The following is a 26,984-nucleotide window of genomic DNA, read 5'->3' as shown; positions in this document are numbered from 1 at the left end:
ACAGATGGCTTACTCATATACTGAGAAAAAACGCATCCGCAAGGATTTCGGCAAACTGCCCCAAGTGATGGATGTGCCTTACTTGCTGGCCATCCAGCTTGATTCCTACTACGACTTTCTCCAGCAAGATCGTTCGCCCGACGAGCGCCACGAGATTGGTCTGCACGCGGCGTTCAAGTCCGTGTTCCCAATTGAAAGCTTCTCTGGGAATGCGGCGCTGGAGTATGTCAGCTACCGCTTCGGCACGCCGGCGTTCGATGTGAAGGAATGTCAGCTGCGTGGCGTGACCTATTCCGCCCCGCTGCGTGTCAAGGTTCGCTTGATCATCTATGATCGCGACTCTTCGAACAAGGCAATCAAGGACATTAAAGAGCAAGAAGTCTACATGGGGGAAATCCCCTTGATGACTGAGAACGGTACCTTTGTTATCAATGGTACTGAGCGGGTTATCGTTTCTCAGCTCCACCGTTCGCCTGGTGTGTTCTTCGATCACGATAAAGGCAAGAGCCACTCCTCTGGTAAATTGCTCTACTCCGCGCGAGTGATTCCTTATCGTGGTTCTTGGCTAGACTTCGAGTTCGACCCTAAAGACAACGTCTTTGTACGTATTGACCGTCGCCGGAAATTGCCTGCTTCGGTGTTAATGCGTGCCTTGGGAATGAGCACCGAAGAGATCCTTGGAGAGTTCTTCGAAACCAGTAAGTTTAGTATCGAGAAAGCTGGCTTCTTCGTTGAGCTGGTACCGTCACGTTTACGCGGTGAAACGGCTACCTTCGATATTAAAGATCACGAAGGTAATGTGATTGTTGAAGAAGGGCGTCGTATTACCCAGAAGCACATCCGTCAGCTTGAAAAAGCGGGTATTGAACGTCTGGAAGTGCCGATGGAGTACCTATTCGGTAAAACGTTGGCTAAGGATCAAATCGACTCTAAAACAGGCGAGCTGATCTGCCCGTGTAATACCGAAATTACGCCAGAAGTCCTGGAACGCATGGCGCAGGGTGGTATTACCCACATCGAAACGCTCTACACTAACGATCTCGACTGTGGTTCATTCATTTCCGATACGCTAAAGCTGGATTCCACAGGCTCAGCACTTGAGGCGTTGGTCGAAATTTACCGCATGATGCGTCCGGGCGAGCCGCCCACCAAAGAAGCGGCTGAGACGCTGTTTAATAACCTGTTCTTCAGCGAAGATCGCTACGACCTGTCAGGCGTCGGTCGTATGAAGTTCAATCGCCGTCTGCGTCGCGATACCGACACGGGCTCTGGCGTGCTGAATCGTAAAGACATTCTTGATGTTCTGCGCGAGCTGATCAATATTCGTAACGGCTTCGGTGATGTTGACGACATCGATCACCTGGGCAACCGCCGTATTCGTTGTGTTGGCGAAATGGCTGAAAACCAGTTCCGCGTTGGTCTTGTACGTGTAGAACGTGCGGTTAAAGAGCGTCTTTCCATGGCGGAAAGTGAAGGTCTGATGCCGCAAGATCTGATCAACGCTAAGCCGGTAGCGGCAGCGGTGAAAGAGTTCTTCGGTTCTAGCCAACTATCACAATTTATGGACCAGAATAACCCGCTTTCCGAGGTTACCCACAAGCGCCGCGTGTCTGCACTCGGTCCGGGTGGTTTGACTCGTGAACGTGCTGGTTTCGAAGTGCGCGACGTACACGCCACGCACTATGGCCGTTTGTGCCCAATCGAAACACCGGAAGGCCCGAACATCGGCTTGATCAACTCGTTGGCGACGTACAGTCACACCAACAGTTACGGTTTCCTCGAAACGCCGTACCGTAAGGTCAATTCCGGTCAAGTAACGGACGATATCGTTCACCTCTCGGCGATTGAAGAGGGTGACTTTGTTATTGCCCAGGCCTCTGCTGCTGTGGATGAGTCCAACAAGCTGAGCGATGACTTGGTGCAGGTGCGTCACCGTGGTGAAACCACCTTTATGCGTCCTGAGCAAGTTACGCTAATGGATGTGTCGCCGCGTCAGGTGGTTTCGGTGGCGGCCGCACTGATTCCGTTCCTGGAGCACGATGATGCTAACCGCGCCTTGATGGGTGCGAATATGCAGCGTCAGGCGGTACCTACCTTGCGTGCTGATAAGCCGCTCGTAGGCACCGGTATGGAGCGTTTCGTTGCCCGTGACTCTGGCGTTTGTGCCGTGGCGCGTCGGGGCGGTGTCATCGACTCGGTTGACGCGCGTCGAGTGGTGGTACGGGTTCATGAAGACGAAATCATCGGTGGTGAAGCCGGCGTTGATATCTACAACCTGACCAAATATACCCGTTCGAACCAGAACACCTGTATGAACCAACGCCCCATTGTGCGACCTGGTGACAGCGTGGCCCGTGGCGATATTCTTGCCGACGGCCCGTCTGTTGACATGGGTGACCTGGCGCTAGGTCAGAACATGCGCATCGCGTTCATGCCCTGGAACGGTTACAACTTCGAGGACTCCATCCTGCTGTCTGAGCGGGTAGTTCAAGAAGACCGCTTTACCACAATTCACATTCAGGAACTGACCTGTGTATCTCGCGATACCAAGTTAGGTTCGGAAGAGATCACTGCGGATATTCCCAACGTGGGTGAATCCGCGCTGGGTAAGTTGGACGAAGCAGGCGTTGTGTATATCGGTGCTGAAGTTGGCCCTGGTGATATCCTAGTCGGTAAGGTGACGCCGAAGGGTGAAACCCAGCTGACACCGGAAGAGAAGCTACTACGCGCTATTTTTGGCGAGAAAGCGTCTGACGTTAAAGATACCTCGTTGCGTGCACCGACCGGTATGAAAGGTACCGTCATCGACGTTCAGGTATTTACCCGTGACGGCGTTGAAAAAGATCCCCGTGCGCTTGCTATCGAACAGATGCAGTTGGACGAGGTGCGTAAAGATCTTCAGGAAACCTACCGTATTGCTGAGGACGCCACCTTTGAGAGACTGAAGCGCACTTTAGAAGGTCAAGCCGTCAATGGTGGCCCGCAACTGACGAAAGGTGATGTGCTTGACGAGGCTTACCTTAACGAGCTTCCACGTCAGCAGTGGTTCAAACTGCGCATGCAGGATGAAGCCTTTAACGAGCTGCTGGCCCAGGCCGATGAGCAGCTTGAAAACCGCCGTAAAGAGATGGACGAGCGCTTTGAAGACAAGAAGCGCAAGCTAACCCAAGGCGATGATCTCGCACCAGGCGTGCTTAAAATCGTCAAAGTTTACATGGCGGTTAAGCGTCGCATTCAGCCCGGCGACAAGATGGCAGGCCGTCACGGTAACAAAGGTGTTATCTCGGCGATTATGCCCATCGAAGATATGCCGTTTGATGAGAAGGGCGAGTCGGTTGATGTAGTGCTGAACCCGCTGGGTGTACCGTCGCGGATGAACGTTGGTCAGATTTTGGAAACCCACTTAGGGATGGCTGCCCGTGGTTTGGGTGTCAAGATCGACGCGATGCTACGTGACGCCCGTGGTCAGCAAGTTGCTGAAATTCGTGACTTCCTTGGCCAGATATACAACACGCCCGGAACCCGTATTGAGGATATCGATTCGTTAAGCGATGAGGAAATCATTGCGCTAGCGAAAAACCTCAAAGGCGGTGTGCCTATGGCGACGCCGGTGTTTGATGGTGCTAAAGAGCACGAAATCAAACATCTGCTGAAGCTTGCTGACATTCCTGAGTCTGGCCAGATGACGCTGTACGATGGCCGTACTGGCGATGCGTTTGACCGCTCGGTGACCGTTGGCTACATGTACATGCTCAAGCTGAACCACTTGGTAGACGACAAGATGCACGCGCGCTCTACCGGCTCTTACTCGCTAGTGACTCAGCAGCCGCTGGGTGGTAAGGCGCAGTTCGGTGGTCAGCGCTTTGGTGAGATGGAAGTGTGGGCGCTGGAAGCCTACGGTGCCGCGTATACGCTGCAAGAGATGCTCACCGTCAAGTCGGACGACGTCGAAGGCCGCACCAAGATGTATAAAAACATCGTGGATGGCGACCACACCATGCAGGCAGGCATGCCGGAATCCTTCAACGTACTCGTGAAGGAAATCCGCTCGCTGGGCATCGATATCGAGTTAGAGAGCTAGGAGCCGTTCCATGAAAGATTTGGTGAAAGTACTCAAATCGCAATCTCAGTCCGAAGAGTTTGACGCGATCAAGATTACCCTGGCGTCGCCGGACATGATTCGCTCCTGGTCGTTTGGCGAGGTGAAGAAGCCTGAGACCATCAACTACCGTACCTTTAAGCCGGAGCGGGATGGTCTGTTCTGCGCCAAGATTTTCGGCCCAGTCAAAGACTATGAGTGTTTGTGCGGCAAGTATAAGCGCATGAAGCACCGCGGCATCATTTGTGAAAAGTGTGGCGTTGAAGTCACTAAAGCTGCCGTGCGCCGCGAACGCATGGGCCACATCGAACTGGCTTCGCCGGTTGCGCACATTTGGTTCTTGAAGTCGCTGCCCTCGCGTATCGGCATGTTCCTCGATATGACGCTGCGTGATATTGAGCGCGTACTGTACTTCGAAAGCTTTGTTGTCATCGATCCCGGTATGACCACGCTGGAGCGTGGTCAGTTACTCAACGATGAGCAGTATTTTGAAGCACTAGAAGAGTTTGGCGATGACTTTGATGCCCGTATGGGTGCTGAAGCTGTCCAAGAATTGCTGAAAGATATCGATCTTGAAGAAGAGATTAATCATTTGCGTGAAGAGATTCCGCAGACGAACTCTGAAACCAAGATTAAGAAGCTTTCTAAACGCTTGAAGCTACTTGAAGCCTTCTATCATTCCGGTAACGCGCCGGCGTGGATGGTCATGGAAGTGCTGCCCGTGCTGCCACCGGATCTTCGTCCGCTGGTACCGCTCGATGGTGGCCGCTTTGCGACCTCAGATCTGAACGACCTTTATCGTCGCGTCATCAACCGTAACAACCGTTTGAAGCGTCTGCTTGACCTCAATGCGCCGGATATTATTGTTCGCAACGAGAAGCGCATGCTGCAAGAAGCGGTTGATGCGTTGTTGGATAACGGCCGCCGTGGCCGTGCCATTACTGGCTCTAACAAGCGCCCGCTGAAATCCCTTGCCGATATGATTAAAGGTAAGCAGGGCCGTTTCCGTCAGAACCTTCTGGGTAAGCGCGTCGATTACTCCGGTCGTTCGGTAATCACCGTTGGTCCGACCTTGCGTCTGCACCAGTGTGGTCTGCCGAAGAAAATGGCCCTTGAGTTGTTCAAGCCGTTTATTTACTCCAAGCTGCAGTCGCTGGGCTACGCCTCAACGATTAAAGCTGCCAAGAAGATGGTTGAGCGTGAACTGCCAGAGGTATGGGACATCCTTGCCGATGTTATCCGTGAGCATCCGGTACTGCTTAACCGTGCGCCGACGCTTCACCGCCTTGGTATCCAAGCGTTTGAGCCGCTGTTGATCGAAGGTAAAGCGATCCAGTTGCATCCGTTAGTATGTGCTGCCTACAACGCCGACTTTGACGGTGATCAGATGGCGGTACACGTGCCGCTGACGCTGGAAGCTCAGCTTGAAGCGCGCGCGCTGATGATGGCCACAAATAACGTGCTGTCGCCAGCCAACGGCGAACCCATTATTGTGCCGTCGCAAGACGTTGTTCTGGGTCTGTATTACATGACCCGTGAAAAGATTAACGCTAAAGGCGAGGGCATGGTGTTCTCCGACCTTAATGAGGTGGAGCGCGCGTTTGGAACTCAGTCGGTATCGCTACATGCTCGTGTGAAGGTGCGGCTGGACGAAGTAGACGTCGAAGAGGAAACCGGTGAACGTAGTTTCCACCGTCGCATCTACGACACTACGGTTGGCCGTGCGCTGCTTTTCCGCATTTTGCCAGAAGGCGTGCCGTTCTTACTGATCGACCAGCCGATGAAGAAGAAGGCGATCTCCAACCTGATCAACGAGGTGTACCGTCGTGCAGGTTTGAAGCCTACGGTTATCTTCGCTGATCAACTGATGTACACCGGTTTCCGTTTGGCAACGTGGTCGGGCGCTTCTATCGGTGTTAACGACTTTGTTATCCCCGATGCGAAGACTGAGATTGTCGACGCTGCAGAAGCAGAAGTTAAAGAGATCGAAGACCAGTTTTCTTCTGGCCTGGTAACCGCCGGTGAGAAGTACAACAAGGTTATCGATATCTGGTCAAAGGCTAACGATAAAGTCGCCAAGGCGATGATGGTGGGTATCTCTAAGGAGACCGTCATTGATCGTGAAGGCAATGAAGTCGAGCAAGACTCGTTCAACAGCGTCTTTATTATGGCTGATTCCGGTGCGCGTGGTTCTGCCGCCCAGATCCGCCAGTTGGCAGGTATGCGTGGCCTGATGGCCAAGCCGGATGGCTCGATTATCGAAACGCCGATTGTCGCCAACTTCCGTGAAGGTTTGAACGTACTTCAGTACTTCATTTCGACCCACGGTGCACGTAAAGGTCTTGCGGATACGGCCCTAAAAACAGCCAACTCCGGTTACCTGACCCGCCGTTTGGTTGATGTTGCTCAGGACTTGGTCATCACTGAGATCGATTGTGGCACCGATAAAGGTCTGACGCTGCACCCGATCATCGAAGGTGGCGACATCATTGTACCGCTGTCTCAGCGTGTACTTGGTCGTGTTGTCGCGATTGATGTTTTTGATCCGAGCAACAACGAAGTGCTTATCCCGCGCGGCACGTTGCTAGACGAAAAGTGGTGTGCATCGCTAGATACTATGGGCGTCGACGAAATTATCGTTCGTTCTACCATTACCTGCGACACTGCTCACGGGGTTTGTGCCTCCTGTTATGGCCGTGATTTGGCACGTGGTCATCAGGTCAACATTGGTGAGTCTGTTGGCGTTATCGCCGCTCAGTCCATCGGTGAGCCGGGTACCCAGCTGACCATGCGTACGTTCCACATCGGTGGTGCAGCATCGCGCTCATCTGCTGTAGACAGCGTTCAAGTTAAGCACGGCGGTAAAGTGCGGCTGCATAACATCAAGCATGTAGAGCGTGCTGATGGCAAGCTGGTGGTTGTATCTCGCTCCAGTGCGCTTGCTGTCGCTGATGACCACGGTCGTGAACGTGAGTACTACAAGCTCCCTTACGGTGCAGAGCTGTCAGTTCGTGACGGTAAAGTCGTGGATGGTGGTGCGATTGTCGCCAAGTGGGATCCGCACACGCACCCGATCATTGCCGAAGTAGAGGGTAAAGCACAGTTCCTCGATCTTGACGAGGGTGTCACCATGCACCGCAGCGTCGATGAGATGACTGGCCTATCGTCTATTGAAGTTATTGAGTCGGCAGCTCGCCCAATGGCCGGTCGCGACAAGCGCCCGATGGTGATGCTGAAAGATGCGGCTGGTGAGTATGTTTCGGTGTCTGGCTCGAATACACCGGTACAGTACCTGTTGCCAGGCAACTCTATTATCTCCGTCGATGATGGTTCTACCATTGGCGTGGGTGAAGTCGTTGCACGTATTCCAGTTGAAGCGTCTGCTAACAAAGATATTACCGGTGGTTTGCCTCGCGTTGCCGACTTGTTTGAAGCGCGTAAGCCGAAAGAGTCTGCGATCTTGGCTGAAATCAGTGGTGTTATCAGCTTTGGTAAAGAGACCAAGGGTAAGCGTCGTTTGACGATTACGCCAGAGTCTGGCGACCCGTTTGAAGCGCTGATCCCCAAATGGCGCCAAATCGCTGTTTTCGAAGGCGAAAAGGTCGAGAAGGGTGAAGTGATTTCGGATGGTCCAAGCAATCCCCACGATATCCTGCGCTTATTGGGCGTGGCGGAACTGGCCAAATACATTACTGCCGAAGTACAAGATGTTTACCGCCTGCAGGGGGTAGGCATCAACGATAAGCATATCGAAGTCATTGTTCGTCAGATGCTGCGTAAGGTAGAGATCTCTGATTCAGGCGACTCTGACTTTATTACTGGCGACCAAGCCGAGCTCGTGCGCGTGCTAGAGCAAAATGCACGTCTTGAGAAAGAAGATAAATTCCCAGCTAAGTATCAACGCTTACTGTTGGGTATCACTAAGGCCAGCTTGGCTACTGAGTCGTTCATTTCAGCAGCGTCGTTCCAGGAAACGACGCGCGTATTGACCGAAGCAGCAGTTACCGGCAAGCGCGACTATCTGCGCGGGCTGAAAGAAAACGTGGTGGTTGGGCGTCTGATTCCGGCAGGTACCGGTCTGACTCACCACGCAGAACGTCGCCGCAAACGCGAAGACGTTGAGCGTCTGTTTAACCCCTCGGCTACCGAAGTTGAGCAGGAGCTTGGTGCTCAGTTAACCGCCCTTGATTCAGACGACGAACTGTAATCGACGGTAAAGGAAACGAGTAACTACGAGTCGCTGGCCCTTATGGCGCAGTCTTGCTGGTTAAACCGCCAGCAAGACTTGACGCCACCTAGGGTCAGCCTTTAGAATGCGCAGCCTTTAACAGTGGGGTGGGTGCGCCCGCATCTGCTGCCCGTATTTGTTGAAAGGCTAGGCAACCATTGGAGTCAGCTAAACACCATGGCAACGATTAATCAGCTAGTGCGTAAGCCGCGCAAGCGCCCCGTCACTAAAAGTGACGTACCTGCGCTTCAGGCATGCCCGCAGAAGCGTGGCGTTTGTACGCGCGTTTATACTACTACCCCTAAGAAGCCGAACTCGGCCCTTCGTAAGGTTTGCCGTGTGCGCCTTACCAACGGTTTCGAAGTGTCTTCTTATATCGGTGGCGAAGGTCACAACCTGCAAGAGCACTCTGTTGTTCTGATTCGCGGCGGTCGTGTAAAGGATTTGCCAGGTGTGCGTTATCACACCGTTCGTGGCGCCCTTGATACCTCTGGCGTACAGAACCGTAAGCAAGGTCGTTCTAAGTACGGTACCAAGCGTCCGAAGTCCTAAGGCGTTTTGCTGCGGCGTTTTACGACGCGGGTTGTTACCTTTACGAATATGTCGGTCTGATAAGAGTAAGGTCGGGCGGCGCCATCGGCGCATATGAGTCCCGGGTTTACCTGAAGGATCCTTAATTGAGGGCTTATCATGCCTAGAAGAAGAGTTGTAGCTAAACGCGAAATCCTGCCAGATCCTAAGTTCGGAAGTGAGCGTCTGGCGAAGTTCATGAACCACCTGATGGTCAGCGGCAAGAAGTCCATAGCTGAGCGCATCGTCTACGGTGCGTTGGACAAGGTTGCCGAGCGTAGTAATGAAGAGCCGCTGGAAATCTTCGATAAAGCGCTGGAAACCATCCAGCCTATGGTCGAAGTTAAGTCGCGCCGTGTCGGTGGCGCGACCTATCAGGTGCCGGTCGAAGTTCGTCCTTCGCGTCGCCAAGCCCTAGCAATGCGCTGGTTGGTTGACGCTGCGCGTCGCCGCGGTGAAAAAACGATGGTTCAGCGCCTGGCAGGTGAAATGCTGGATGCCGCTGAAGGCAAAGGCTCGGCTGTTAAGAAGCGTGAAGATGTGCACCGTATGGCAGAAGCCAACAAGGCCTTCTCTCACTATCGTTTCTAAGCTCGGCGTTTCTAGTTCTGTGTTTGTTTTTGCGTGTTGTGCTGTGTTGAAGAATTTTTTCGCCATGCTGCAACACATTGTCGCTATCGTTGTCGATGGCGACAGTGACATACGTAAAATGAACACTGTCGAATTAACGAGCATCGCCAACTATCGGGAGCTTCACTGTGGCACGCAAGACTCCACTTAATCGTTATCGCAATATCGGTATCGTCGCTCACGTTGACGCGGGTAAAACCACGACAACTGAGCGCGTACTGTTCTACACCGGTCTTTCCCATAAAGTGGGTGAAGTACACGACGGTGCGGCGACCATGGACTGGATGGAGCAGGAGCAGGAGCGTGGTATTACTATCACCTCAGCTGCGACAACCTGTTTCTGGCAGGGCATGGATAAGCAGTTTCCTGAGCACCGTATCAATATTATTGATACGCCTGGGCACGTTGACTTCACTATCGAAGTTGAGCGTTCTTTGCGTGTTCTGGATGGCGCTGTTGTCGTTCTGTGTGGCTCTTCCGGCGTTCAGCCGCAGACCGAAACTGTTTGGCGTCAAGCCAATAAGTATGAAGTTCCGCGTATGGTGTTTGTCAATAAGATGGACCGCACCGGCGCTGACTTCTTTATGGTTGTAGACCAGCTTAAAGAACGCTTGGGGGCCAACGCTGTGCCGATCCAGATTAACTGGGGCACGGAAGAAGACTTCAAGGGCGTTATCGACCTGATTCAAATGAAGGCTATCTTGTGGGATGAGGAAAGCCTGGGTATGAATTTTGATCTTGTCGAGATTCCTGCGGAGCTTCAAGAGGCTGCCGAGAAATACCGCGAGCAAATGGTCGAAGCCGCTGCCGAAGGCTCAGAAGAGCTAATGGATAAGTACTTGGAAGGCGGCGAGCTTACGATTGAAGAAATCAAGGCTGGTCTTCGTGCGCGTACGTTAGCGAATGACATTGTCCTAGTTACCTGTGGTTCTGCGTTTAAGAACAAAGGTGTTCAGGCAGTGCTTGATGGCGTTATTGAATACATGCCTTCGCCGACTGAAGTTAAGGCGATTGAAGGTGAATTGGACGATAAAGACGGCACCGTTGACACGCGTGAAGCGGATGACAGTGCGCCGTTCGCGGCGTTGGCGTTCAAAATCGCAACCGACCCCTTCGTTGGCACCTTGACCTTTATTCGCGTCTACTCGGGCGTTTTGAAATCTGGTGATGGTGTTTATAACTCCGTTAAGCAGAAAAAAGAACGTGTTGGCCGTATCGTTCAGATGCACGCCAATTCACGCGAAGAGATCAAAGAAGTACTTGCTGGCGATATCGCAGCATGTATCGGTCTGAAAGACGTGACCACGGGTGACACCCTGTGCGACATCGATAACAAAATCGTTCTCGAGCGCATGGAATTTCCGGATCCAGTTATCTCGGTAGCTGTTGAACCGAAGTCGAAGGCTGATCAGGAAAAGATGGGTGTTGCTCTGGGTAAACTTGCCCAAGAAGATCCTTCCTTCCAGGTTAAGACTGACGAAGAAACCGGTCAGACGATCATTTCCGGTATGGGTGAGCTGCACCTGGATATCCTTGTCGACCGTATGCGTCGCGAGTTCAAGGTTGAAGCCAATATCGGTAAGCCTCAGGTTGCCTATCGCGAAACGATTCGCGGCAACATTGAGCAAGAAGGCAAGTTCGTGCGTCAGTCAGGTGGTCGTGGTCAGTACGGTCACGTTTGGCTGCGTATTGAGCCGCTGAGTGCTGCAGAAAAGGGTGAAGGTGAAGACGAGATTTTCTTCAAATTCAACTCTGAAATCGTGGGTGGTGCGGTTCCTAAGGAATACGTGCCTGCGGTTGAGAAGGGTGCCTACGAACGGCTCAAAAACGGTGTCATCGCGGGTTACCCGATGATTGACGTTAAAGTAACGCTGTTTGATGGTTCCTTCCACGACGTGGACTCAAACGAGACTGCGTTCAAGATTGCTTCTTCTATGGCAGTGAAAGAAGGTGCCAGGAAGGCCAAGGCCGTGCTGCTGGAGCCGGTGATGAAGGTCGAAATCGTGACCCCCGAAGAATTTATGGGTGACGTCATGGGCGACCTGAGCCGTCGTCGCGGTCTGGTGCAGGGCATGGATGACTCCTCTTCTGGTAAAGTCATTCGTGCAACGGTGCCACTGGGTGAGATGTTCGGTTACGCAACCGATCTACGCTCACAAACCCAGGGCCGCGCGAGCTACTCTATGGAGTTCGCGAAGTACGAGGAGGCGCCCTCCAGCGTCGTTGAAGCCGTCATCAATCAAAACGGTTAACCGTTAGCTAACGTAAAGAGGTTATAGCAGTGGCTAAGGAAAAATTTGAACGTTCCAAACCGCACGTCAACGTCGGCACCATTGGTCACGTCGACCATGGTAAAACGACTCTGACTGCGGCCCTGACCCGCGTGTCTGCAGAGGTTTTCGGCGGCGACTGGCGTGAGTTTGATACCATCGATAACGCTCCTGAAGAGCGTGAGCGCGGTATCACTATCGCCACGTCTCACGTTGAGTATCAGTCTGAGCAGCGTCACTACGCGCACGTTGACTGCCCAGGACACGCTGACTACGTCAAGAACATGATTACGGGTGCTGCGCAGATGGACGGCGCAATCCTGGTATGTTCTGCCGCCGACGGTCCGATGCCGCAGACGCGTGAGCACATCCTGCTGTCTCGTCAGGTTGGCGTTCCGTACATCGTTGTGTTCCTAAATAAAGCGGACATGGTTGATGACGAAGAACTGCTTGAGCTAGTTGAGATGGAAGTTCGTGAACTCCTTGACGAGTACGATTTCCCGGGTGACGACACGCCGATCATTACTGGTTCCGCGCTGATGGCGCTAAATGGTGAAGATGAGAACGGCATGGGCACTACCGCCGTCGCAAATCTGATCAAAGCTCTGGATGACTACATTCCTGAGCCAGAGCGTGCTATCGACCAGCCGTTCTTGATGCCAATCGAAGACGTGTTCTCTATCTCTGGCCGCGGTACTGTTGTTACTGGTCGTGTAGAGCGCGGTATCGTTAAAGCAGGCGAAGAAGTGGAAATCGTTGGTATTCGCGACACCACTAAAACTATCGTCACCGGTGTTGAAATGTTCCGTAAGCTGCTCGACGAAGGTCGTGCAGGCGAGAACGTTGGCGCCCTGCTGCGTGGTACTAAGCGTGATGACGTCGAGCGTGGTCAGGTTCTGGCTAAGCCGGGCACCATCAACCCGCACACTACCTTCGAAGCCGAAGTGTATGTATTGTCGAAAGAAGAGGGTGGTCGTCACACGCCTTTCTTCAAGGGCTACCGTCCTCAGTTCTACTTCCGTACTACTGACGTAACTGGTACCTGTGAACTGCCTGAAGGTGTGGAAATGGTTATGCCGGGCGACAACGTTAAGATGGTTGTTACCCTGATCGCTCCGATCGCTATGGACGATGGTCTGCGCTTCGCAATTCGCGAAGGTGGTCGTACCGTTGGTGCTGGCGTTGTTGCAAAAATCATCAAGTAAGCTTACTTGATTGATTGATCAAGGGGGCTCTCGCGAGCCCCCTTTTCTGCGCACCAATAGCAAATGTTTGACATGGGCTCTTGGCGTGCCTATAATGCGCATCCTTTGAATGCGTGGGTAGACGGCTCGCGCCGTCGACATCCATTGGAGTTTAGGGCAAATGCAGAACCAAAAGATTCGCATTCGGTTGAAAGCGTTCGACCATCGCCTGATCGATCAGTCCACAGCGGAGATCGTTGAAACCGCTAAGCGTACTGGGGCTCAGGTTCGTGGTCCGATTCCGCTGCCGACCAATCGCGAGCGTTACACCATTCTGATTTCACCGCACGTCAATAAAGATGCGCGTGACCAGTATGAGATTCGTACGCACAAGCGTGTGCTCGATATTGTTGAGCCAACTGAGAAAACTGTTGATGCGTTGATGAAGCTCGATCTCGCCGCTGGCGTAGACGTGCAAATCAAGCTCAACTAATTACACTAGACACTTTGCGGCCCAGCGCTCATTAATTTTTTAGGATGAGCAGCAGCCGCCGCGCCGTGAGGCGCCACACAATGTGCTAGTGGAATGCTCTGGAAAGGGCAGCCATAGCGGGTGATAGCCCCGTACACTATAGGAGACTGAGTATGACTATCGGTTTAGTCGGTAAAAAGGCCGGGATGACCCGTGTCTTTACCGAAGATGGCGCTTCCGTGCCCGTGACCGTTATTGAAGTAGATCCTAACCGTGTGACGCGCGTTAAGACTCTTGAGTCTGACGGTTACGCAGCGGTACAGGTCACTACAGGTTCTCGAAAAGCCAAGCACCTTACCAAGGCGCAAGCGGGTCAGTTTGCCAAGGCGGGTGTTGAGGCTGGTCGTTCGCTGATGGAATTCCGTCTTGTAGAAGGCGAAGAATCTCCTGAAGTGGGTGGCGAACTCACCGTATCCCTCTTCGAAGCTGGTCAAATGATTGATGTGACCGGCACCTCTAAGGGTAAAGGCTTCCAGGGTGCTGTTAAGCGCTGGAATTTCCGTACCCAAGACAACACGCATGGTAACTCCCTGTCGCATCGCGCGCCGGGCTCTATCGGCATGTGTCAGACTCCGGGTCGCGTATTTAAAGGTAAGAAAATGGCCGGTCAGATGGGTAATGCCCGTTGCACCGTACAGAGCCTTGAAATCGTCCGTGTCGACGCCGAGCGTAACCTGCTGCTGATCAAAGGTGCTGTTCCGGGCGCGACCGGTAGCGATGTTGTCGTTCGCAGCGCCGTGAAAGCTCGCTGAAGGGGATAATTACCAATGAATCTGAATCTTGCTGCAGGCACGGGTACCGTTGAAGTAGCCGACGCCACTTTTGGCAAAGAATTCAACGAAGCGCTGGTTCACCAGGTGGTAACCGCCTATTTGGCTGGTGGCCGTCAAGGTACTCGCGCTCAAAAGAACCGTTCCGACGTTCGTGGTGGTGGTAAGAAGCCATGGCGTCAGAAGGGTACCGGTCGTGCACGTGCCGGTACTATTCGCTCACCGCTGTGGCGCAGCGGCGGCGTAACTTTCGCGGCGCGTCCTCAGGACTTTTCCCAGAAAGTTAACCGCAAAATGTACCGTGCGGCGATGCGTTCCATCCTGTCTGAACTTGTACGTCAAGAGCGTTTGATTGCTGTTGAAGAGTTCAGCGTTGAAGCGCCGAAGACCAAGCAGGTAGCTGCCAAGCTGAAAGAGCTCAACCTTGAGAAAGTGTTGATCGTCACTGAAGAAATTGACGAGAAGCTTTATTTGGCCGCACGCAACCTTCCCCACGTTGACGTGGTGGATGTCGCTGCAGCTGATCCGGTGAGCCTAGTGGCCTTTGATAAGGTTCTGGTCACTGTCTCCGCCCTGCGTAAATTCGAGGAGAAGCTGGCATGAACCAGGAGCGCGTATTTAAGGTTCTGCTTGGACCGCACGTGACCGAAAAGGCCGCGATGGCAGCCGAGCGCAACCAGTACGTTTTCAAGGTGGCATCCGATGCTACCAAGCCCGAGATCAAGAAAGCCGTTGAAGCACTTTTCGGCAAGAAGGTCGGCAGCGTTCAAGTATTGAACGTGAAGGGTAAAACAAAGCGTACTGCTCACGGTGTTGGCCTGCGTAAGGGTTACCGCAAAGCGTATGTGACCCTGGCTGCGGGTGAAACGCTCGAAGACTTCTCTGGCGCCGAATAAGGGCAGGAGTACGGATAATGGCAATCGTCAAGACCAAACCCACATCCGCCGGTCGTCGCCACGTCGTTAAGATCGTTGGTGAGGAACTGTACAAAGGCCGTGCGTATGCACCGCTTTTGGAGAAGCAGTCTAAGTCCGGTGGCCGTAATAACTACGGTCGCATCACCACCCGCCACGTGGGCGGTGGTCATCGTCACCACTATCGGTTGATCGACTTCAAACGTACCAAAGATGGCATTCCTGCCACCGTTGAGCGTCTGGAGCACGACCCGAACCGCAGTGCGCACATTGCGCTGCTTAAGTATGCTGATGGCGAACGTCGTTACATCATTGCACCGAAAGGTGTCAGCGCGGGTGACGTGCTGGAATCTGGTGTTAACGCGCCCATCAAGAAAGGTAATGCTTTGCCGCTGCGCAACATCCCGCTAGGTTCTACCGTTCACGGTATTGAACTGAAGCCGGGTAAAGGCGCGCAGATTGCTCGCAGTGCCGGTACTAGCGCCCAGTTGGTCGCTCGTGAAGGTAATTACGCCACCTTACGTCTTCGCTCTGGCGAAATGCGAAAAGTGTTGGCTGAATGCCGCGCGACTCTGGGTGAGGTGAGCAACTCTGAGCACAGCCTGCGTCAACTTGGCAAGGCCGGTGCGAAGCGCTGGAGAGGCGTGCGTCCGACTGTTCGCGGTGTCGCGATGAACCCAGTCGATCACCCGCACGGTGGTGGCGAAGGCCGCACCAGTGGTGGTCGTCACCCGGTATCCCCATGGGGTGTGCCGACTAAGGGTCACAAGACGCGTAAGAACAAGCGCACCGACAAGCTGATCATTCGTCGTCGTAATAAGACGCGTTGATCTAAATTGCCAAGACATTAAGAGGTAACGGCTGTGCCACGTTCACTAAAGAAAGGTCCCTTCATTGACCTTCATCTTTTGAAGAAGGTAGAGGCTGCAGTGGAGAAGAATGATCGCAAACCAATTAAAACTTGGTCGCGTCGTTCGATGATCCTGCCAAACATGGTAGGCCTCACAATCGCTGTCCATAACGGTCGCCAACACGTCCCGGTGCATGTTTCCGAGGAAATGGTTGGTCACAAGCTGGGCGAATTCGCTGCTACTCGCACTTATCGCGGGCATGCGGCGGACAAAAAAGCCAAACGGTAAGCCAGAGAGGATTGAGAGATGGAAGTCACAGCTAAGCTGCGTGGCGCTCGTTTATCCGCCCAGAAGGCCCGTTTGGTGGCTGACCAGGTGCGCGGTAAACCGGTCGCCGAAGCACTCGACCTGCTGACCTTCTCACCGAAGAAGGCTGCCAAGCTAGTCAAGAAAGTGCTGCAGTCCGCCATTGCAAACGCGGAAGAAAATAACGGCATGGATATAGACGAGCTGCGTGTCTCGACCATCTGCGTCGATGAGGGCATGACGCTCAAGCGTATCAAGCCGCGTGCCAAGGGGCGTGCGGATCGTATCTTGAAGCGCACCTGTCACATCACCGTCAAGGTAGCCGAGAAGTAGGAGTCGACCAGATGGGTCAGAAAGTCAATCCAACAGGCATTCGACTGGGCATCGTCAAAGACCATGCTTCTGTCTGGTATGCCGAGCGCGGCGCCTATGCCGATAAGCTCAATAATGATCTCGAAGTGCGTAGCTTCTTGGAACAGCGTTTGAAAAACGCTTCCGTAAGTCGCATTCACATCGAGCGTCCGGCTAATAATGCCCGCATCACCATTCACACTGCCCGTCCGGGTATCGTGATTGGTAAAAAAGGTGAAGATGTCGACCGTTTACGTCGTGATCTAACCGAGATGATGGGTGTTCCGGTTCATGTGAACATCGAAGAAGTTCGCAAGCCGGAGCTGGATGCCAAGCTAGTCGCTGCTAACGTAGCGGGTCAGCTTGAGCGTCGCGTCATGTTCCGTCGTGCTATGAAGCGCGCGGTACAGAACGCAATGCGTCTTGGCGCTGGCGGCATTAAGATTCAGCTGTCAGGTCGTCTGGGTGGTGCCGAAATCGCACGTACCGAATGGTACCGCGAAGGTCGCGTTCCGTTGCACACGTTGCGTGCGGATATCGACTACGCCACTTACGAAGCTCACACCACCTACGGCGTCATCGGCGTCAAAGTGTGGATCTTCAAGGGCGAAATCCTCGGTGGTATTGAGGAAGTACGTGCCAAGGCTAAACAACAGCCTGCCGGCAACGCGCCCAAGAAGAAAGGTTCCAGGTAAGGGGAGAGCGAGTCGATGTTACAGCCCAAGCGTATGAAATTCCGTAAGATGATGAAGGGCCGCAACCGTGGCCTAGCACATCGCGGAAGCAAGATCAGCTTCGGGGAATACGGTCTCAAAGCTACCGGTCGTGGCCGCATCACTGCGCGTCAGATCGAAGCTGGCCGTCGTGCGATCACACGTCACGTTAAGCGTGGCGGTAAAATTTGGATCCGCGTCTTCCCCGATAAGCCGATTTCCAAGAAGCCGCTCGAAGTCCGTATGGGTAAAGGTAAAGGTTCCGTTGAGTACTGGGTAGCCCAGATCCAACCGGGTCGGGTCCTGTACGAAATTGAAGGCGTATCCGAAGAGTTGGCCCGTGAAGCATTCGAACTGGCCGCACAGAAGATGCCCTTGTCCACCACCTTTGCTAAACGGACGGTGATGTGATGAAAGCCCAGGAAATTCGTGAAAAGTCCGTAGGAGATCTGCAAGAGCAACTCCTCGAGCTACTCCGCGAGCAGTTTAACCTGCGCATGCAGAAGGCCACTGGCCAACTGAGCCAGACTCATCTGCTCAAGCAGGTCCGCCGGGATATCGCCCGTGTGAAGACTATGCTCAACGAGAAGGCAGGTGAATAAGATGGCCGAAGAGAAAAAAACACGTACGCTCACCGGTAAAGTGGTGAGCGATAAGATGGATAAATCCATCGTCGTTATGATCGAGCGTCGTGAGCGTCACCCGATCTACGGAAAATACGTCAAGCGCTCCACCAAGCTGCACGCCCATGATGAGGCGAACCAAGCTAAGGCAGGCGATACGGTTTCCATTCAGGAGTGCCGTCCGCTTTCCAAGAAGAAAGCTTGGACGCTGGTCGAGGTGGTCGAGCAAGCGAAGGGTTAATTCCCTAGCCTGTTTAACCAGTGCAGTCAGATTAGGTTTGGAGAAAACCGATGATTCAGACTCAGACAATGCTGGATGTCGCCGACAACAGCGGAGCGCGCCGGGTGCAATGCATCAAGGTGTTAGGCGGTTCACACCGTCGCTACGCTCGCGTTGGTGACGTCATTAAGGTAACGGTGAAGGAAGCGATTCCGCGCGGTAAGGTCAAAAAAGGCCAAGTGCTGAAAGCGGTAGTCGTTCGCACCCGTAGTGGCGTCCGTCGTAGTGACGGTTCGCTGATCCGTTTCGATGGAAATGCGGCAGTTTTGTTGAATAACACCAACGAACAGCCGATCGGCACGCGTATCTTCGGGCCGGTAACTCGTGAGCTTCGTAATGAGAAGTTCATGAAGATCATTTCCCTAGCGCCTGAAGTGCTGTAAGGAGCGAGGCGGATATGCAAAAGATCAAACGTGACGATGAAGTCATCGTCATCGCCGGGAAGGATAAAGGCAAACGTGGTACTGTTAAGCGGGTATTAGAAAACCGTTTCGTGGTGTCCGGTGTGAATATGATTAAACGTCACACCAAGCCAAATCCCATGGCGGGAAATCAGGGCGGTATCGTCGAGCGTGAGGCTCCGATTCACGCGTCCAACGTAGCCATCTTCAATTCGGAGACCGGTAAGGCGGATCGCGTCGGCTTCCAAGTTAAGGAAGACGGTACCAAGGTACGTATCTACAAGTCGACGCAGACGCAGATCGACGCCTAACGCGAGTCGGGTAGCAAAATGGCGAACTTGAAAGAACGTTATCAAAACGAGGTCGTAGCTCAACTCAAAGAGCAGTTCAGCTACGCCAACGTAATGCAGGTACCCCGGATCACGAAAGTGACTCTGAACATGGGTGTCGGCGAAGCGGTCAGCGATAAAAAGCTGATCGACAATGCCATCGGCGACTTGGAGAAACTCTCCGGTCAAAAACCGTTGGTGACCAAAGCACGCAAGTCCATCGCGGGCTTCAAGGTGCGCGAAGGTTGGCCGATCGGTGTCAAAGTTACACTACGCTCAGCGCGTATGTGGGACTTCTTGGACCGCCTGGTGAACATTGCGATTCCCCGCGTGCGTGACTTCCGTGGTCTCAATCCGAAGTCTTTTGACGGTCGCGGCAATTACTCAATGGGTGTGCGTGAGCAGATCATCTTCCCGGAGATCGAGTATGATAAGATCGATCGCATCCGGGGGTTGGACGTCACTATCACTACTACCGCCAACACCGACGAGGAAGGTCGTGCGCTATTAGCGGCACTGAACTTCCCGTTTAAGAAATAAGGGTTGGATCATGGCTAAGAAAAGTATGATAGAGCGTGAGCTCAAGCGTACTCAGCTAGTCGAGAAGTACGCGGCTAAGCGCGCAGAGCTCAAGAAAATCATCTCGGACGTGAACGCTTCTGAAGAAGAACGTTTCGAGGCGACGCTAAAGCTGCAGCAACTGCCGCGCGACTCAAGCCCGGTGCGCCAGCGTAATCGCTGCCGCGTAACTGGCCGTCCGCACGGTTTTTACAACAAGTTCGGCCTTGGCCGTAACAAGCTGCGTGAAGCCGCCATGCGTGGCGACGTCCCTGGCCTGAAAAAGTCCAGTTGGTAACGTCACGTCGATTCATCAGGAGCGCACATTAAATGAGCATGCAAGACACTCTAGCGGATATGTTTACCCGTATCCGCAATGCGCAGATGGCCACCAAGGAGACGGCTACCATGCCGTCCTCCAAGCTTAAAGTGGAAGTGGCCCGCGTGTTAAAAGAAGAAGGCTACATTACCGACTTTACGGTGGCTGAAGGCGTTAAACCCGAGCTTACCGTTACTCTCAAGTACTTTGAGGGTAAGCCGGTCATTGAGCACATTCAGCGGGTTTCCAAGCCGTCTCTGCGCCAGTATAAAGGCAAAGACAACCTGCCTAAGGTCGCCGATGGTCTGGGTATCGCGATTGTCACCACCTCTAATGGTGTCATGACCGATCGTGCCGCGCGCCAAGCAGGCGTCGGTGGCGAAGTCATCTGCACCGTATTCTAGGAGGCTGGAATGTCCCGCATAGCGAAATATCCGGTTAAAGTGCCTGCTGGTGTCGAGATTAAAATCGACGCCAGCCAGCTGACCGCCAAAGGCGACCAGGGCACGCTATCTATGACCATTCACCAAGATGTGGTGATTGGACAAGAGGATGGCCAGCTGACCTTCGCCCCGAGTGAGTCTGCCAAGAGCTGGGCAATGGCCGGTACTACCCGCGCCTTGGTTCAGAACCTGGTAACGGGCGTATCCGAGGGTTTCACAAAAACTCTCGAAATTGTAGGCGTCGGTTATCGTGCCCAAGCTAAGGGCCAGACGCTCAATCTTTCACTGGGCTTCTCGCACCCGGTCGACTATGAACTGCCTAAGGGTGTCTCAGCGGAAACGCCGAAGAACACCGTGATCGTGCTGAAAAGCGCGGACAAGCAGATGCTCGGCCAGTGCGCCGCGGAAATCCGCGCCTTCCGTCCCCCTGAGCCGTATAAAGGCAAGGGTGTTCGGTACGCCGACGAGCAGGTGCGTCGCAAAGAAGCCAAGAAGAAGTAAGGCAGGGTTATGAACGCGAAGAAAGAATCTCGTCTCCGTCGTGCCCGCCGCGCTCGCGCAAAGATCCGCGAGCTGGGCGTGTATCGCCTGTGCGTCAACCGTACCCCGCGTCACATCTATGCGCAGATTATCTCGCCGGATGGTGGCAAAGTGCTAGCCAGTGCTTCTACGCTGGATAAAGCACTGCGTGAGGGTGCGACCGGTAACTCAGATGCCGCCTCTAAGGTGGGTGCTCTGATTGCCGAACGCGCTAAAGAAGCAGGCATCACCCAGGTGGCCTTCGATCGTGCTGGCTTTAAGTATCACGGTCGCGTTAAGGCTCTGGCCGACGCCGCTCGTGAAGGCGGCCTGGAATTCTAAAGGGTTTTACGATGGCGAAGAACGAACAGCAAAGCGGTGATCTGCAAGAGAAATTGGTGCAGGTTAACCGCGTCGCCAAGGTGGTCAAAGGTGGTCGTATTTTCGGCTTCACCGCGCTGACCGTCGTTGGTGATGGTAAAGGTCGTGTCGGTTTTGGTCGTGGCAAGGCGCGTGAAGTGCCGGTTGCGATCCAAAAAGCGATGGATCAAGCTCGTCGCAACATGGTCAAGGTGAACCTTGCAGGCCATACGCTTCAGTACCCTGTAAAAGCCCGTCACGGTGCTTCTAAGGTGTATATGCAGCCGGCTTCTGAGGGTACCGGTATCATCGCAGGCGGCGCCATGCGCTCTGTACTAGAGCTCGCTGGTGTCCATGATGTACTGGCCAAGTGCTACGGTTCCACCAACCCGGTTAACGTGGTTCGGGCGACTGTTAAAGGTCTCTCCTCCATGCAAGCACCGGAAGACGTGGCCGCAAAACGCGGTCTGTCTGTCGAAGCGATCACGGGGTAAGGCACCATGGCAGCAACGATCAAGGTTACCCAGATCCGCAGCACCATCGGCGTTTTGCCCAAGCACAAGGCTAGTATTAAGGGCCTGGGTCTGCGTCGCATCGGTCATACGGTTGAGCTGGAAGACACCCCTGCCGTACGCGGCATGATCCACAAGGTTAATTACCTTGTGCGCGTTGAGGGAGAGTAATCCATGAAACTCAATACCCTGAGCCCGGCACCGGGCTCCAAACACGCTGAAAAGCGCGTTGGTCGTGGTATCGGTTCCGGTCTTGGTAAGACCGGCGGCCGTGGCCACAAAGGTCAGAAATCTCGCAGTGGCGGTAGCGTCAAGCCTGGTTTCGAAGGCGGTCAGATGCCGCTACAGCGTCGTTTGCCGAAGTTCGGTTTTACGTCTGCTAAGTCGCTTGTATCTGAAGAAGTACGCCTGGCTGAACTTGCCAAGGTTGCTGGTGACGAAGTCACTATGGAATCTCTGAAGCAAGCCAACGTGCTAAAGGATTCGACGCTTCACGCGAAGATTATCCTTTCTGGCGAACTGAACAAGGCGGTTACCGTTCGTGGTATCAAGGTCACCAAAGGTGCCCGTGAAGCGATCGAAGCCGCCGGCGGCAAGGTAGAGGACTAAATGGCCAAGTCAGGAAATATGCCGGCGATGGGCAGCGGTCTGAGTGAACTGTGGGCGCGTTTGCGCTTCGTGCTCCTCGCCATCGTGGTGTACCGTATCGGTGCCCACATTCCCGTTCCCGGTATCAATCCTGACCAGCTTGCTGCCTTGTTCAGGGAGCAACAGGGCACCATCCTAGGCATGTTTAACATGTTTTCGGGTGGCGCCTTGGAGCGCATGAGTGTCCTCGCCTTGGGCATAATGCCCTATATTTCGGCGTCGATTATCATGCAGCTCATGACTGCGGTCTCCCCTCATCTTGAACAGCTCAAGAAAGAGGGTGAGGCTGGCCGCCGCAAGATTAGCCAGTACACCCGCTACGGCACGGTGCTACTGGCTCTTGTCCAGGCTACCGGTATGTCCGTCGGTCTGGCTAGCCAAGGCATCGCATACAGCGCTGACTTCAGCTTCTTTTTCACCGCCGTGATCACGTTTGTATCGGGTGCGGTGTTTATGATGTGGCTAGGTGAGCAAATCACCGAGAAGGGTATCGGCAACGGTATTTCGTTGCTGATCTTCGCGGGGATTGTCGCTGGGCTGCCCAGTGCCGTTGGTCAAGCGTTTGAGCTTGCCCGTAACGAAGGTGCCTGGAATGTTCTTCCGCTGTTAGCGCTGTCAGTGCTAGGTATTGCTACCGTAGCGTTTGTGGTATTCATTGAGCGCGGTCAACGCCGCTTGAAAGTGAATTACCCGAGGCGACAGGTCGGCAATAAGATGTATGCAGGCCAAAGCAGCTACCTACCTTTGAAAGTGAATATGGCTGGTGTTATTCCAGCGATATTTGCTTCCAGTATTTTGCTCTTTCCGGCCTCTATTGGTCAGTGGGTTGGTGCTGGTGAGGGAATGGAGTGGTTGCAGCGTGCATCGCAAGCGTTAGGCCCTGGCCAACCGCTTTACATCTTGCTTTTCGCGGCGGCAGTGGTATTCTTCTGCTTCTTTTACACAGCGCTGGTCTTCAACCCCAAGGATGTGGCTGACAATCTTAAAAAGTCAGGCGCTTTCCTGCCGGGCATTCGCCCCGGCGAGCAGACCGCTCGCTATATCGACAAAGTAATGACTCGTCTTACTTTGTTCGGTGCCTTGTATATCACTGCGGTTTCCTTGATGCCCCAGTTTTTGATTGTCGCGTGGAACGTGCCGTTTTTCTTCGGTGGTACCTCGCTTCTAATCGTGGTGGTGGTGATCATGGACTTCATGGCCCAGGTGCAATCGCATCTCATGTCGCATCAGTATGACTCGGTGATGAAGAAGTCCAACCTGAAAGGCTACGGTAGCGGCGGCATCATGCGCTGAGGCGCGCCGTTGCGAATTGGAGAGAACGATGAAAGTTCGAGCTTCCGTAAAGAAGATGTGCCGTAACTGTAAGATTATTCGTCGCAATGGCGCTGTCCGCGTCATCTGCACCGAACCACGGCACAAACAGCGTCAGGGTTAATTCCTGAGTTGTTTTTAAGCGGGTGCCGGCATACCCCTTGCCGTAAGGCTTATGAAGGGGTATGCTGTTGCGCCTTTTGTAGATGAATAAACGAGCAAGCCGCTCAAATTTCGGAGTAAGCTGATGGCCCGTATTGCAGGCGTCAATATCCCGGACAACAAGCATGCGGCGATCTCGCTGACCTATATCTTCGGGATTGGCCGTACTCGCGCTCAGCACCTTTGTGCTGCTGCCGGTATCGCGCCTACTACCAAGATCCAGGATCTGTCTAGCGATGAGCTGGATACCCTGCGTTCTGAAGTTGGTAAGTACACCGTAGAAGGCGACCTTCGTCGTGATGTCACGCTTAACATTAAGCGTCTCATGGACTTAGGTTGCTACCGTGGTCTGCGTCATCGTCGTAGTCTTCCGCTGCGTGGTCAGCGGACTAAGACTAACGCGCGTACCCGTAAGGGCCCGCGTAAGCCGATCCGCAAATAATACGCAGGCTCTTTAATAGAGAGTTGACGTAAAGACAGGAATAGACATCAACATGGCTAACCCGCGTAGTAACCGTAAAAAGGTTAAAAAGCAGGTAGTGGACGCCGTAGCGCATATCCACGCTTCTTTTAACAACACGATCGTGACGATCACAGACCGCCAGGGCAATGCTCTTTCTTGGGCAACAGCCGGTGGTTCGGGTTTTCGTGGTTCTCGTAAGAGCACCCCGTTCGCTGCTCAAGTGGCAAGTGAACGTGCAGCAACTGCTGCAGCCGAGTATGGTGTGAAAAACGTAGACGTGCTGGTCAAAGGCCCCGGTCCCGGCCGTGAATCCGCCGTGCGCGCTCTCAATGCCGCCGGCTTCCGCGTGCAAAGCATCACTGACGCGACGCCCATTCCCCATAATGGCTGCCGTCCGCCTAAGAAACGCCGCGTTTAAGGAGACAGATTCATGGCTCGTTATATTGGACCGAAGTGCAAACTGTCTCGTCGTGAAGGCACCGATCTCTTTTTAAAGAGCGGTGTTACTCCCTTCGAGAAAAAGTGTAAATCCGAGCAAATTCCGGGTGTACACGGCCAGCGTCGTCAGCGTCTTTCCGACTACGGCTTGCAGCTTCGCGAGAAGCAAAAAGTACGTCGTATGTATGGCGTACTCGAAAAGCAGTTCCGCAACTACTACAAAGAAGCCGCTCGCCTGAAAGGTGCGACGGGTGAAGTATTGTTGCAGTTGCTTGAATCCCGACTGGATAACGTCGTCTACCGCATGGGCTTTGGCTCGACTCGCTCTGAAGCGCGTCAGCTAGTCAGCCACAAGGCGATTTCCGTGAATGGTCGCACCGTTAACGTTGCTTCTTATCAAGTGAAGCCCGGTGACGTTGTTTCTGTTCGCGAAAAGGCGAAGAACCAAGCGCGTATTCAACACTCGTTGACCATTGCGGCCAACCGTGGCGACATCGCTTGGATCGAAATCGACGCCAAGAAGATGGAAGGCACTTTCAAGGCTCTGCCTGAACGCGGTGACCTGACTGCCGACATCAACGAAAACCTGATCGTCGAGCTGTACTCCAAGTAAGCAGTTTGATTTAAATTTCTGCTTCTTGAGACCTGGGCGGGGTAGCGAAGCTAACCGCCCAGATGCTCTTGAGTATTGTTCTCTAGAGTACTCAGTATCCGTTTGGCAGCCTGAAAGGTGTTCATATGCAGCGTTCAGTGACAGAGTTTCTTCGCCCCCGCGATATCAAGGTAGAAGAAATCAGCGCACATCATGCCAAAATCGTTCTCGAACCGTTCGAGCGCGGCTTTGGTCACACCCTGGGGAATGCACTTCGACGCATTCTGCTTTCATCCATGCCCGGCGCTGCCGTGGTAGAGGCTGAAATTGCCGGTGTAGAGCACGAATACAGTGCAATCGAAGGGGTGCAGGAAGATGTCATCGAAATCCTCCTGAATTTGAAAGATGTTGCGATCAAGATGCACAGCCGCGATGAGGCGGTGCTCTCGCTGAACAAGCAGGGCCCAGCTGTCGTCACCGCAGGCGACATTGCGCTTGATCATAGCGTCGAAATCGTCAATCCGGATCACGTCATTGCTCATATCAATGAAGGTGCCGAGCTGAAAATTCAGCTTAAGGTAGCGCTGGGTCGTGGTTACGAACCGGCTGACGCTCGTGGCTCTGATGAAGAGACACGTGCTATTGGCCGCCTGCAGCTGGATGCCACCTTCAGCCCTGTTCGCCGTGTTTCCTATTCGGTCGAGGCCGCTCGTGTTGAGCAGCGCACCGACCTCGATAAGTTAATTATCGATCTGGAAACCGACGGTACACTGGATCCGGAAGAGGCTATCCGTCGCAGTGCGACCATTCTGCAAGAGCAGCTGGCCGCCTTCGTCGACCTGGAAGCTGATAAAGAACAGGAAGTCGAAGAGGAAGAGGATCTTGTCGATCCTATCCTATTGCGCCCCGTAGACGATCTTGAGTTGACAGTTCGCAGCGCTAACTGCCTGAAAGCCGAGAATATCTATTACATTGGTGATCTTATTCAGCGTACTGAAGTTGAGCTGCTGAAGACACCGAATCTTGGTAAAAAGTCTTTGAATGAAATCAAAGATGTACTGGCAGCGCGCGGCTTGTCTCTCGGTATGCGGCTGGAAAATTGGCCACCCGCTAGCCTGAAGGACGATAAGGCCTCCGCGTGAGTGTCGACTCGAGTCCCAGTTTGGTAAGGAATCACAACCATGCGTCATCGTAAGAGTGGTCGTCATCTGAATCGTACCAGCTCGCATCGTCAGGCCATGTTCAAGAACATGTCTGTCTCGCTGGTCGAACATGAAGTCATTAAGACAACCCTGCCTAAGGCCAAGGAACTGCGTCGCGTTATCGAGCCGCTGATTACCCTGGCTAAGCAGGATAGCGTTGCAAATCGTCGTTTGGCGTTTTCCCGTACGCGTTCCAAAGAAGCCGTCGGTAAACTGTTTAACGAACTTGGTCCGCGTTACGCCGAGCGTCCGGGTGGCTACATCCGTATTCTCAAGTGCGGCTTCCGCACAGGTGACAACGCGCCCATGGCGTTCGTTGAGCTTGTTGACCGCCCGGTTGTTGAAGAAGCAGCGGCAGAAGAGTAAGTTTCTGCGCTGTTTTTCAACAAAATGAAAGCCGACTCTT

Annotated in this window: 34 protein-coding genes; all 34 read left to right on the top strand. The window is 53.6% G+C overall.

The window, feature by feature from the left end; translation table 11 throughout:
• The first annotated feature begins 4 nt into the window (after nucleotides 1–4).
• Entirely contained in the window at nucleotides 5–4,081 is a 4,077-nt protein-coding gene (gene rpoB / locus ELY33_RS09065; RefSeq protein ID WP_126946969.1) for a DNA-directed RNA polymerase subunit beta, read from the top strand.
• 10 nt (nucleotides 4,082–4,091) lie between these two features.
• The gene (gene rpoC, locus ELY33_RS09060; RefSeq protein WP_126946966.1) at nucleotides 4,092–8,306 is read left to right on the top strand and encodes a DNA-directed RNA polymerase subunit beta'; all 4,215 of its coding nucleotides are present in this window, start codon (nucleotides 4,092–4,094) and stop codon (nucleotides 8,304–8,306) included.
• A gap of 198 nt (nucleotides 8,307–8,504) precedes the next feature.
• Nucleotides 8,505–8,879 (top strand): 30S ribosomal protein S12, encoded by a 375-nt coding sequence (gene rpsL, locus ELY33_RS09055; protein ID WP_009098973.1) that lies wholly within the window; start codon nucleotides 8,505–8,507, stop codon nucleotides 8,877–8,879.
• Between the two features lie 138 nt (nucleotides 8,880–9,017).
• The gene (gene rpsG / locus ELY33_RS09050) at nucleotides 9,018–9,488 is read left to right on the top strand and encodes a 30S ribosomal protein S7 (RefSeq protein ID WP_009098975.1); all 471 of its coding nucleotides are present in this window, start codon (nucleotides 9,018–9,020) and stop codon (nucleotides 9,486–9,488) included.
• A 167-nt stretch (nucleotides 9,489–9,655) separates the two neighbouring features.
• Nucleotides 9,656–11,779 carry an elongation factor G gene (gene fusA, locus ELY33_RS09045; protein WP_126946963.1) on the top strand — a complete coding sequence of 708 codons (2,124 nt, stop codon included), beginning with the start codon at nucleotides 9,656–9,658 and terminating at the stop codon, nucleotides 11,777–11,779.
• Between the two features lie 29 nt (nucleotides 11,780–11,808).
• The gene (gene tuf / locus ELY33_RS09040) at nucleotides 11,809–13,002 is read left to right on the top strand and encodes an elongation factor Tu (RefSeq protein ID WP_126946960.1); all 1,194 of its coding nucleotides are present in this window, start codon (nucleotides 11,809–11,811) and stop codon (nucleotides 13,000–13,002) included.
• A 160-nt stretch (nucleotides 13,003–13,162) separates the two neighbouring features.
• Entirely contained in the window at nucleotides 13,163–13,474 is a 312-nt protein-coding gene (rpsJ, locus tag ELY33_RS09035) for a 30S ribosomal protein S10 (RefSeq protein ID WP_007112007.1), read from the top strand.
• A 152-nt stretch (nucleotides 13,475–13,626) separates the two neighbouring features.
• Nucleotides 13,627–14,265, top strand: a complete 639-nt coding sequence (rplC, locus tag ELY33_RS09030) for a 50S ribosomal protein L3 (RefSeq protein WP_126946957.1) — start codon at nucleotides 13,627–13,629, stop codon at nucleotides 14,263–14,265.
• Nucleotides 14,266–14,280: 15 nt separating this feature from the next.
• Nucleotides 14,281–14,886: a 50S ribosomal protein L4 gene (gene rplD, locus ELY33_RS09025; RefSeq protein ID WP_126946954.1), complete on the top strand. Its 606-nt coding sequence runs from the start codon at nucleotides 14,281–14,283 to the stop codon at nucleotides 14,884–14,886.
• Complete coding sequence (rplW, locus tag ELY33_RS09020) at nucleotides 14,883–15,179, top strand: 50S ribosomal protein L23 (protein ID WP_009723902.1); 297 nt, start codon at nucleotides 14,883–14,885, stop codon at nucleotides 15,177–15,179. The genes rplD and rplW overlap by 4 nt, the downstream gene beginning before the upstream one ends.
• 17 nt (nucleotides 15,180–15,196) lie before the next feature.
• Complete coding sequence (gene rplB, locus ELY33_RS09015) at nucleotides 15,197–16,027, top strand: 50S ribosomal protein L2 (protein ID WP_030074210.1); 831 nt, start codon at nucleotides 15,197–15,199, stop codon at nucleotides 16,025–16,027.
• A gap of 33 nt (nucleotides 16,028–16,060) precedes the next feature.
• Nucleotides 16,061–16,336 carry a 30S ribosomal protein S19 gene (rpsS, locus tag ELY33_RS09010; protein WP_009098993.1) on the top strand — a complete coding sequence of 92 codons (276 nt, stop codon included), beginning with the start codon at nucleotides 16,061–16,063 and terminating at the stop codon, nucleotides 16,334–16,336.
• 18 nt (nucleotides 16,337–16,354) lie between these two features.
• Nucleotides 16,355–16,687, top strand: a complete 333-nt coding sequence (gene rplV / locus ELY33_RS09005) for a 50S ribosomal protein L22 (protein WP_010626471.1) — start codon at nucleotides 16,355–16,357, stop codon at nucleotides 16,685–16,687.
• An 11-nt stretch (nucleotides 16,688–16,698) separates the two neighbouring features.
• Complete coding sequence (gene rpsC / locus ELY33_RS09000) at nucleotides 16,699–17,400, top strand: 30S ribosomal protein S3 (protein WP_030074209.1); 702 nt, start codon at nucleotides 16,699–16,701, stop codon at nucleotides 17,398–17,400.
• Between the two features lie 15 nt (nucleotides 17,401–17,415).
• Nucleotides 17,416–17,829 (top strand): 50S ribosomal protein L16, encoded by a 414-nt coding sequence (gene rplP / locus ELY33_RS08995; RefSeq protein WP_007112000.1) that lies wholly within the window; start codon nucleotides 17,416–17,418, stop codon nucleotides 17,827–17,829.
• Nucleotides 17,829–18,020: a 50S ribosomal protein L29 gene (gene rpmC / locus ELY33_RS08990; protein WP_126946952.1), complete on the top strand. Its 192-nt coding sequence runs from the start codon at nucleotides 17,829–17,831 to the stop codon at nucleotides 18,018–18,020. Before rplP ends, rpmC begins: the two co-directional genes overlap by 1 nt.
• 1 nt (nucleotide 18,021) lies before the next feature.
• A complete protein-coding gene (rpsQ, locus tag ELY33_RS08985) occupies nucleotides 18,022–18,282 on the top strand; it encodes a 30S ribosomal protein S17 (protein WP_009723897.1) in 261 nt (86 codons plus the stop codon).
• A 50-nt stretch (nucleotides 18,283–18,332) separates the two neighbouring features.
• A complete protein-coding gene (rplN, locus tag ELY33_RS08980) occupies nucleotides 18,333–18,704 on the top strand; it encodes a 50S ribosomal protein L14 (RefSeq protein WP_009723896.1) in 372 nt (123 codons plus the stop codon).
• A 14-nt stretch (nucleotides 18,705–18,718) separates the two neighbouring features.
• Entirely contained in the window at nucleotides 18,719–19,033 is a 315-nt protein-coding gene (rplX, locus tag ELY33_RS08975; protein ID WP_009723895.1) for a 50S ribosomal protein L24, read from the top strand.
• A gap of 18 nt (nucleotides 19,034–19,051) precedes the next feature.
• Entirely contained in the window at nucleotides 19,052–19,591 is a 540-nt protein-coding gene (gene rplE / locus ELY33_RS08970; protein WP_126946949.1) for a 50S ribosomal protein L5, read from the top strand.
• 10 nt (nucleotides 19,592–19,601) lie between these two features.
• Nucleotides 19,602–19,907 carry a 30S ribosomal protein S14 gene (gene rpsN, locus ELY33_RS08965; RefSeq protein ID WP_009723893.1) on the top strand — a complete coding sequence of 102 codons (306 nt, stop codon included), beginning with the start codon at nucleotides 19,602–19,604 and terminating at the stop codon, nucleotides 19,905–19,907.
• 32 nt (nucleotides 19,908–19,939) lie between these two features.
• Nucleotides 19,940–20,332, top strand: coding sequence for a 30S ribosomal protein S8 (gene rpsH / locus ELY33_RS08960; protein WP_009723892.1), 393 nt, complete (start codon nucleotides 19,940–19,942; stop codon nucleotides 20,330–20,332).
• 9 nt (nucleotides 20,333–20,341) lie between these two features.
• Nucleotides 20,342–20,872 carry a 50S ribosomal protein L6 gene (gene rplF, locus ELY33_RS08955; protein ID WP_126946946.1) on the top strand — a complete coding sequence of 177 codons (531 nt, stop codon included), beginning with the start codon at nucleotides 20,342–20,344 and terminating at the stop codon, nucleotides 20,870–20,872.
• A gap of 9 nt (nucleotides 20,873–20,881) precedes the next feature.
• Nucleotides 20,882–21,232 carry a 50S ribosomal protein L18 gene (rplR, locus tag ELY33_RS08950; RefSeq protein WP_008959159.1) on the top strand — a complete coding sequence of 117 codons (351 nt, stop codon included), beginning with the start codon at nucleotides 20,882–20,884 and terminating at the stop codon, nucleotides 21,230–21,232.
• An 11-nt stretch (nucleotides 21,233–21,243) separates the two neighbouring features.
• Nucleotides 21,244–21,744, top strand: a complete 501-nt coding sequence (gene rpsE / locus ELY33_RS08945) for a 30S ribosomal protein S5 (RefSeq protein WP_007111990.1) — start codon at nucleotides 21,244–21,246, stop codon at nucleotides 21,742–21,744.
• Between the two features lie 6 nt (nucleotides 21,745–21,750).
• Entirely contained in the window at nucleotides 21,751–21,933 is a 183-nt protein-coding gene (gene rpmD, locus ELY33_RS08940) for a 50S ribosomal protein L30 (RefSeq protein ID WP_126946943.1), read from the top strand.
• A 3-nt stretch (nucleotides 21,934–21,936) separates the two neighbouring features.
• On the top strand, nucleotides 21,937–22,371 hold the full coding sequence (gene rplO / locus ELY33_RS08935; protein ID WP_126946940.1) for a 50S ribosomal protein L15: 435 nt from the start codon (nucleotides 21,937–21,939) through the stop codon (nucleotides 22,369–22,371).
• On the top strand, nucleotides 22,372–23,703 hold the full coding sequence (gene secY, locus ELY33_RS08930; protein WP_126946937.1) for a preprotein translocase subunit SecY: 1,332 nt from the start codon (nucleotides 22,372–22,374) through the stop codon (nucleotides 23,701–23,703).
• A gap of 28 nt (nucleotides 23,704–23,731) precedes the next feature.
• A complete protein-coding gene (gene rpmJ, locus ELY33_RS08925; RefSeq protein WP_031384759.1) occupies nucleotides 23,732–23,845 on the top strand; it encodes a 50S ribosomal protein L36 in 114 nt (37 codons plus the stop codon).
• Between the two features lie 123 nt (nucleotides 23,846–23,968).
• Nucleotides 23,969–24,325, top strand: a complete 357-nt coding sequence (gene rpsM / locus ELY33_RS08920) for a 30S ribosomal protein S13 (protein ID WP_096650776.1) — start codon at nucleotides 23,969–23,971, stop codon at nucleotides 24,323–24,325.
• Between the two features lie 52 nt (nucleotides 24,326–24,377).
• On the top strand, nucleotides 24,378–24,764 hold the full coding sequence (gene rpsK, locus ELY33_RS08915; RefSeq protein WP_009723883.1) for a 30S ribosomal protein S11: 387 nt from the start codon (nucleotides 24,378–24,380) through the stop codon (nucleotides 24,762–24,764).
• A 12-nt stretch (nucleotides 24,765–24,776) separates the two neighbouring features.
• Entirely contained in the window at nucleotides 24,777–25,397 is a 621-nt protein-coding gene (rpsD, locus tag ELY33_RS08910; RefSeq protein WP_009723882.1) for a 30S ribosomal protein S4, read from the top strand.
• A 125-nt stretch (nucleotides 25,398–25,522) separates the two neighbouring features.
• Nucleotides 25,523–26,518 (top strand): DNA-directed RNA polymerase subunit alpha, encoded by a 996-nt coding sequence (locus tag ELY33_RS08905; protein WP_126946934.1) that lies wholly within the window; start codon nucleotides 25,523–25,525, stop codon nucleotides 26,516–26,518.
• Between the two features lie 39 nt (nucleotides 26,519–26,557).
• Nucleotides 26,558–26,944, top strand: coding sequence for a 50S ribosomal protein L17 (rplQ, locus tag ELY33_RS08900; RefSeq protein WP_030074204.1), 387 nt, complete (start codon nucleotides 26,558–26,560; stop codon nucleotides 26,942–26,944).
• The last annotated feature ends 40 nt before the right edge of the window (nucleotides 26,945–26,984 follow it).

Origin of the sequence: Vreelandella andesensis (assembly GCF_003989795.1) — a bacterium.
Classification (GTDB): Bacteria; Pseudomonadota; Gammaproteobacteria; order Pseudomonadales; family Halomonadaceae; genus Vreelandella; species Vreelandella andesensis.
The sequence above is the reverse complement of the archived record's forward strand: the minus strand, read 5'-3'. Positions and strand labels throughout refer to the sequence as shown.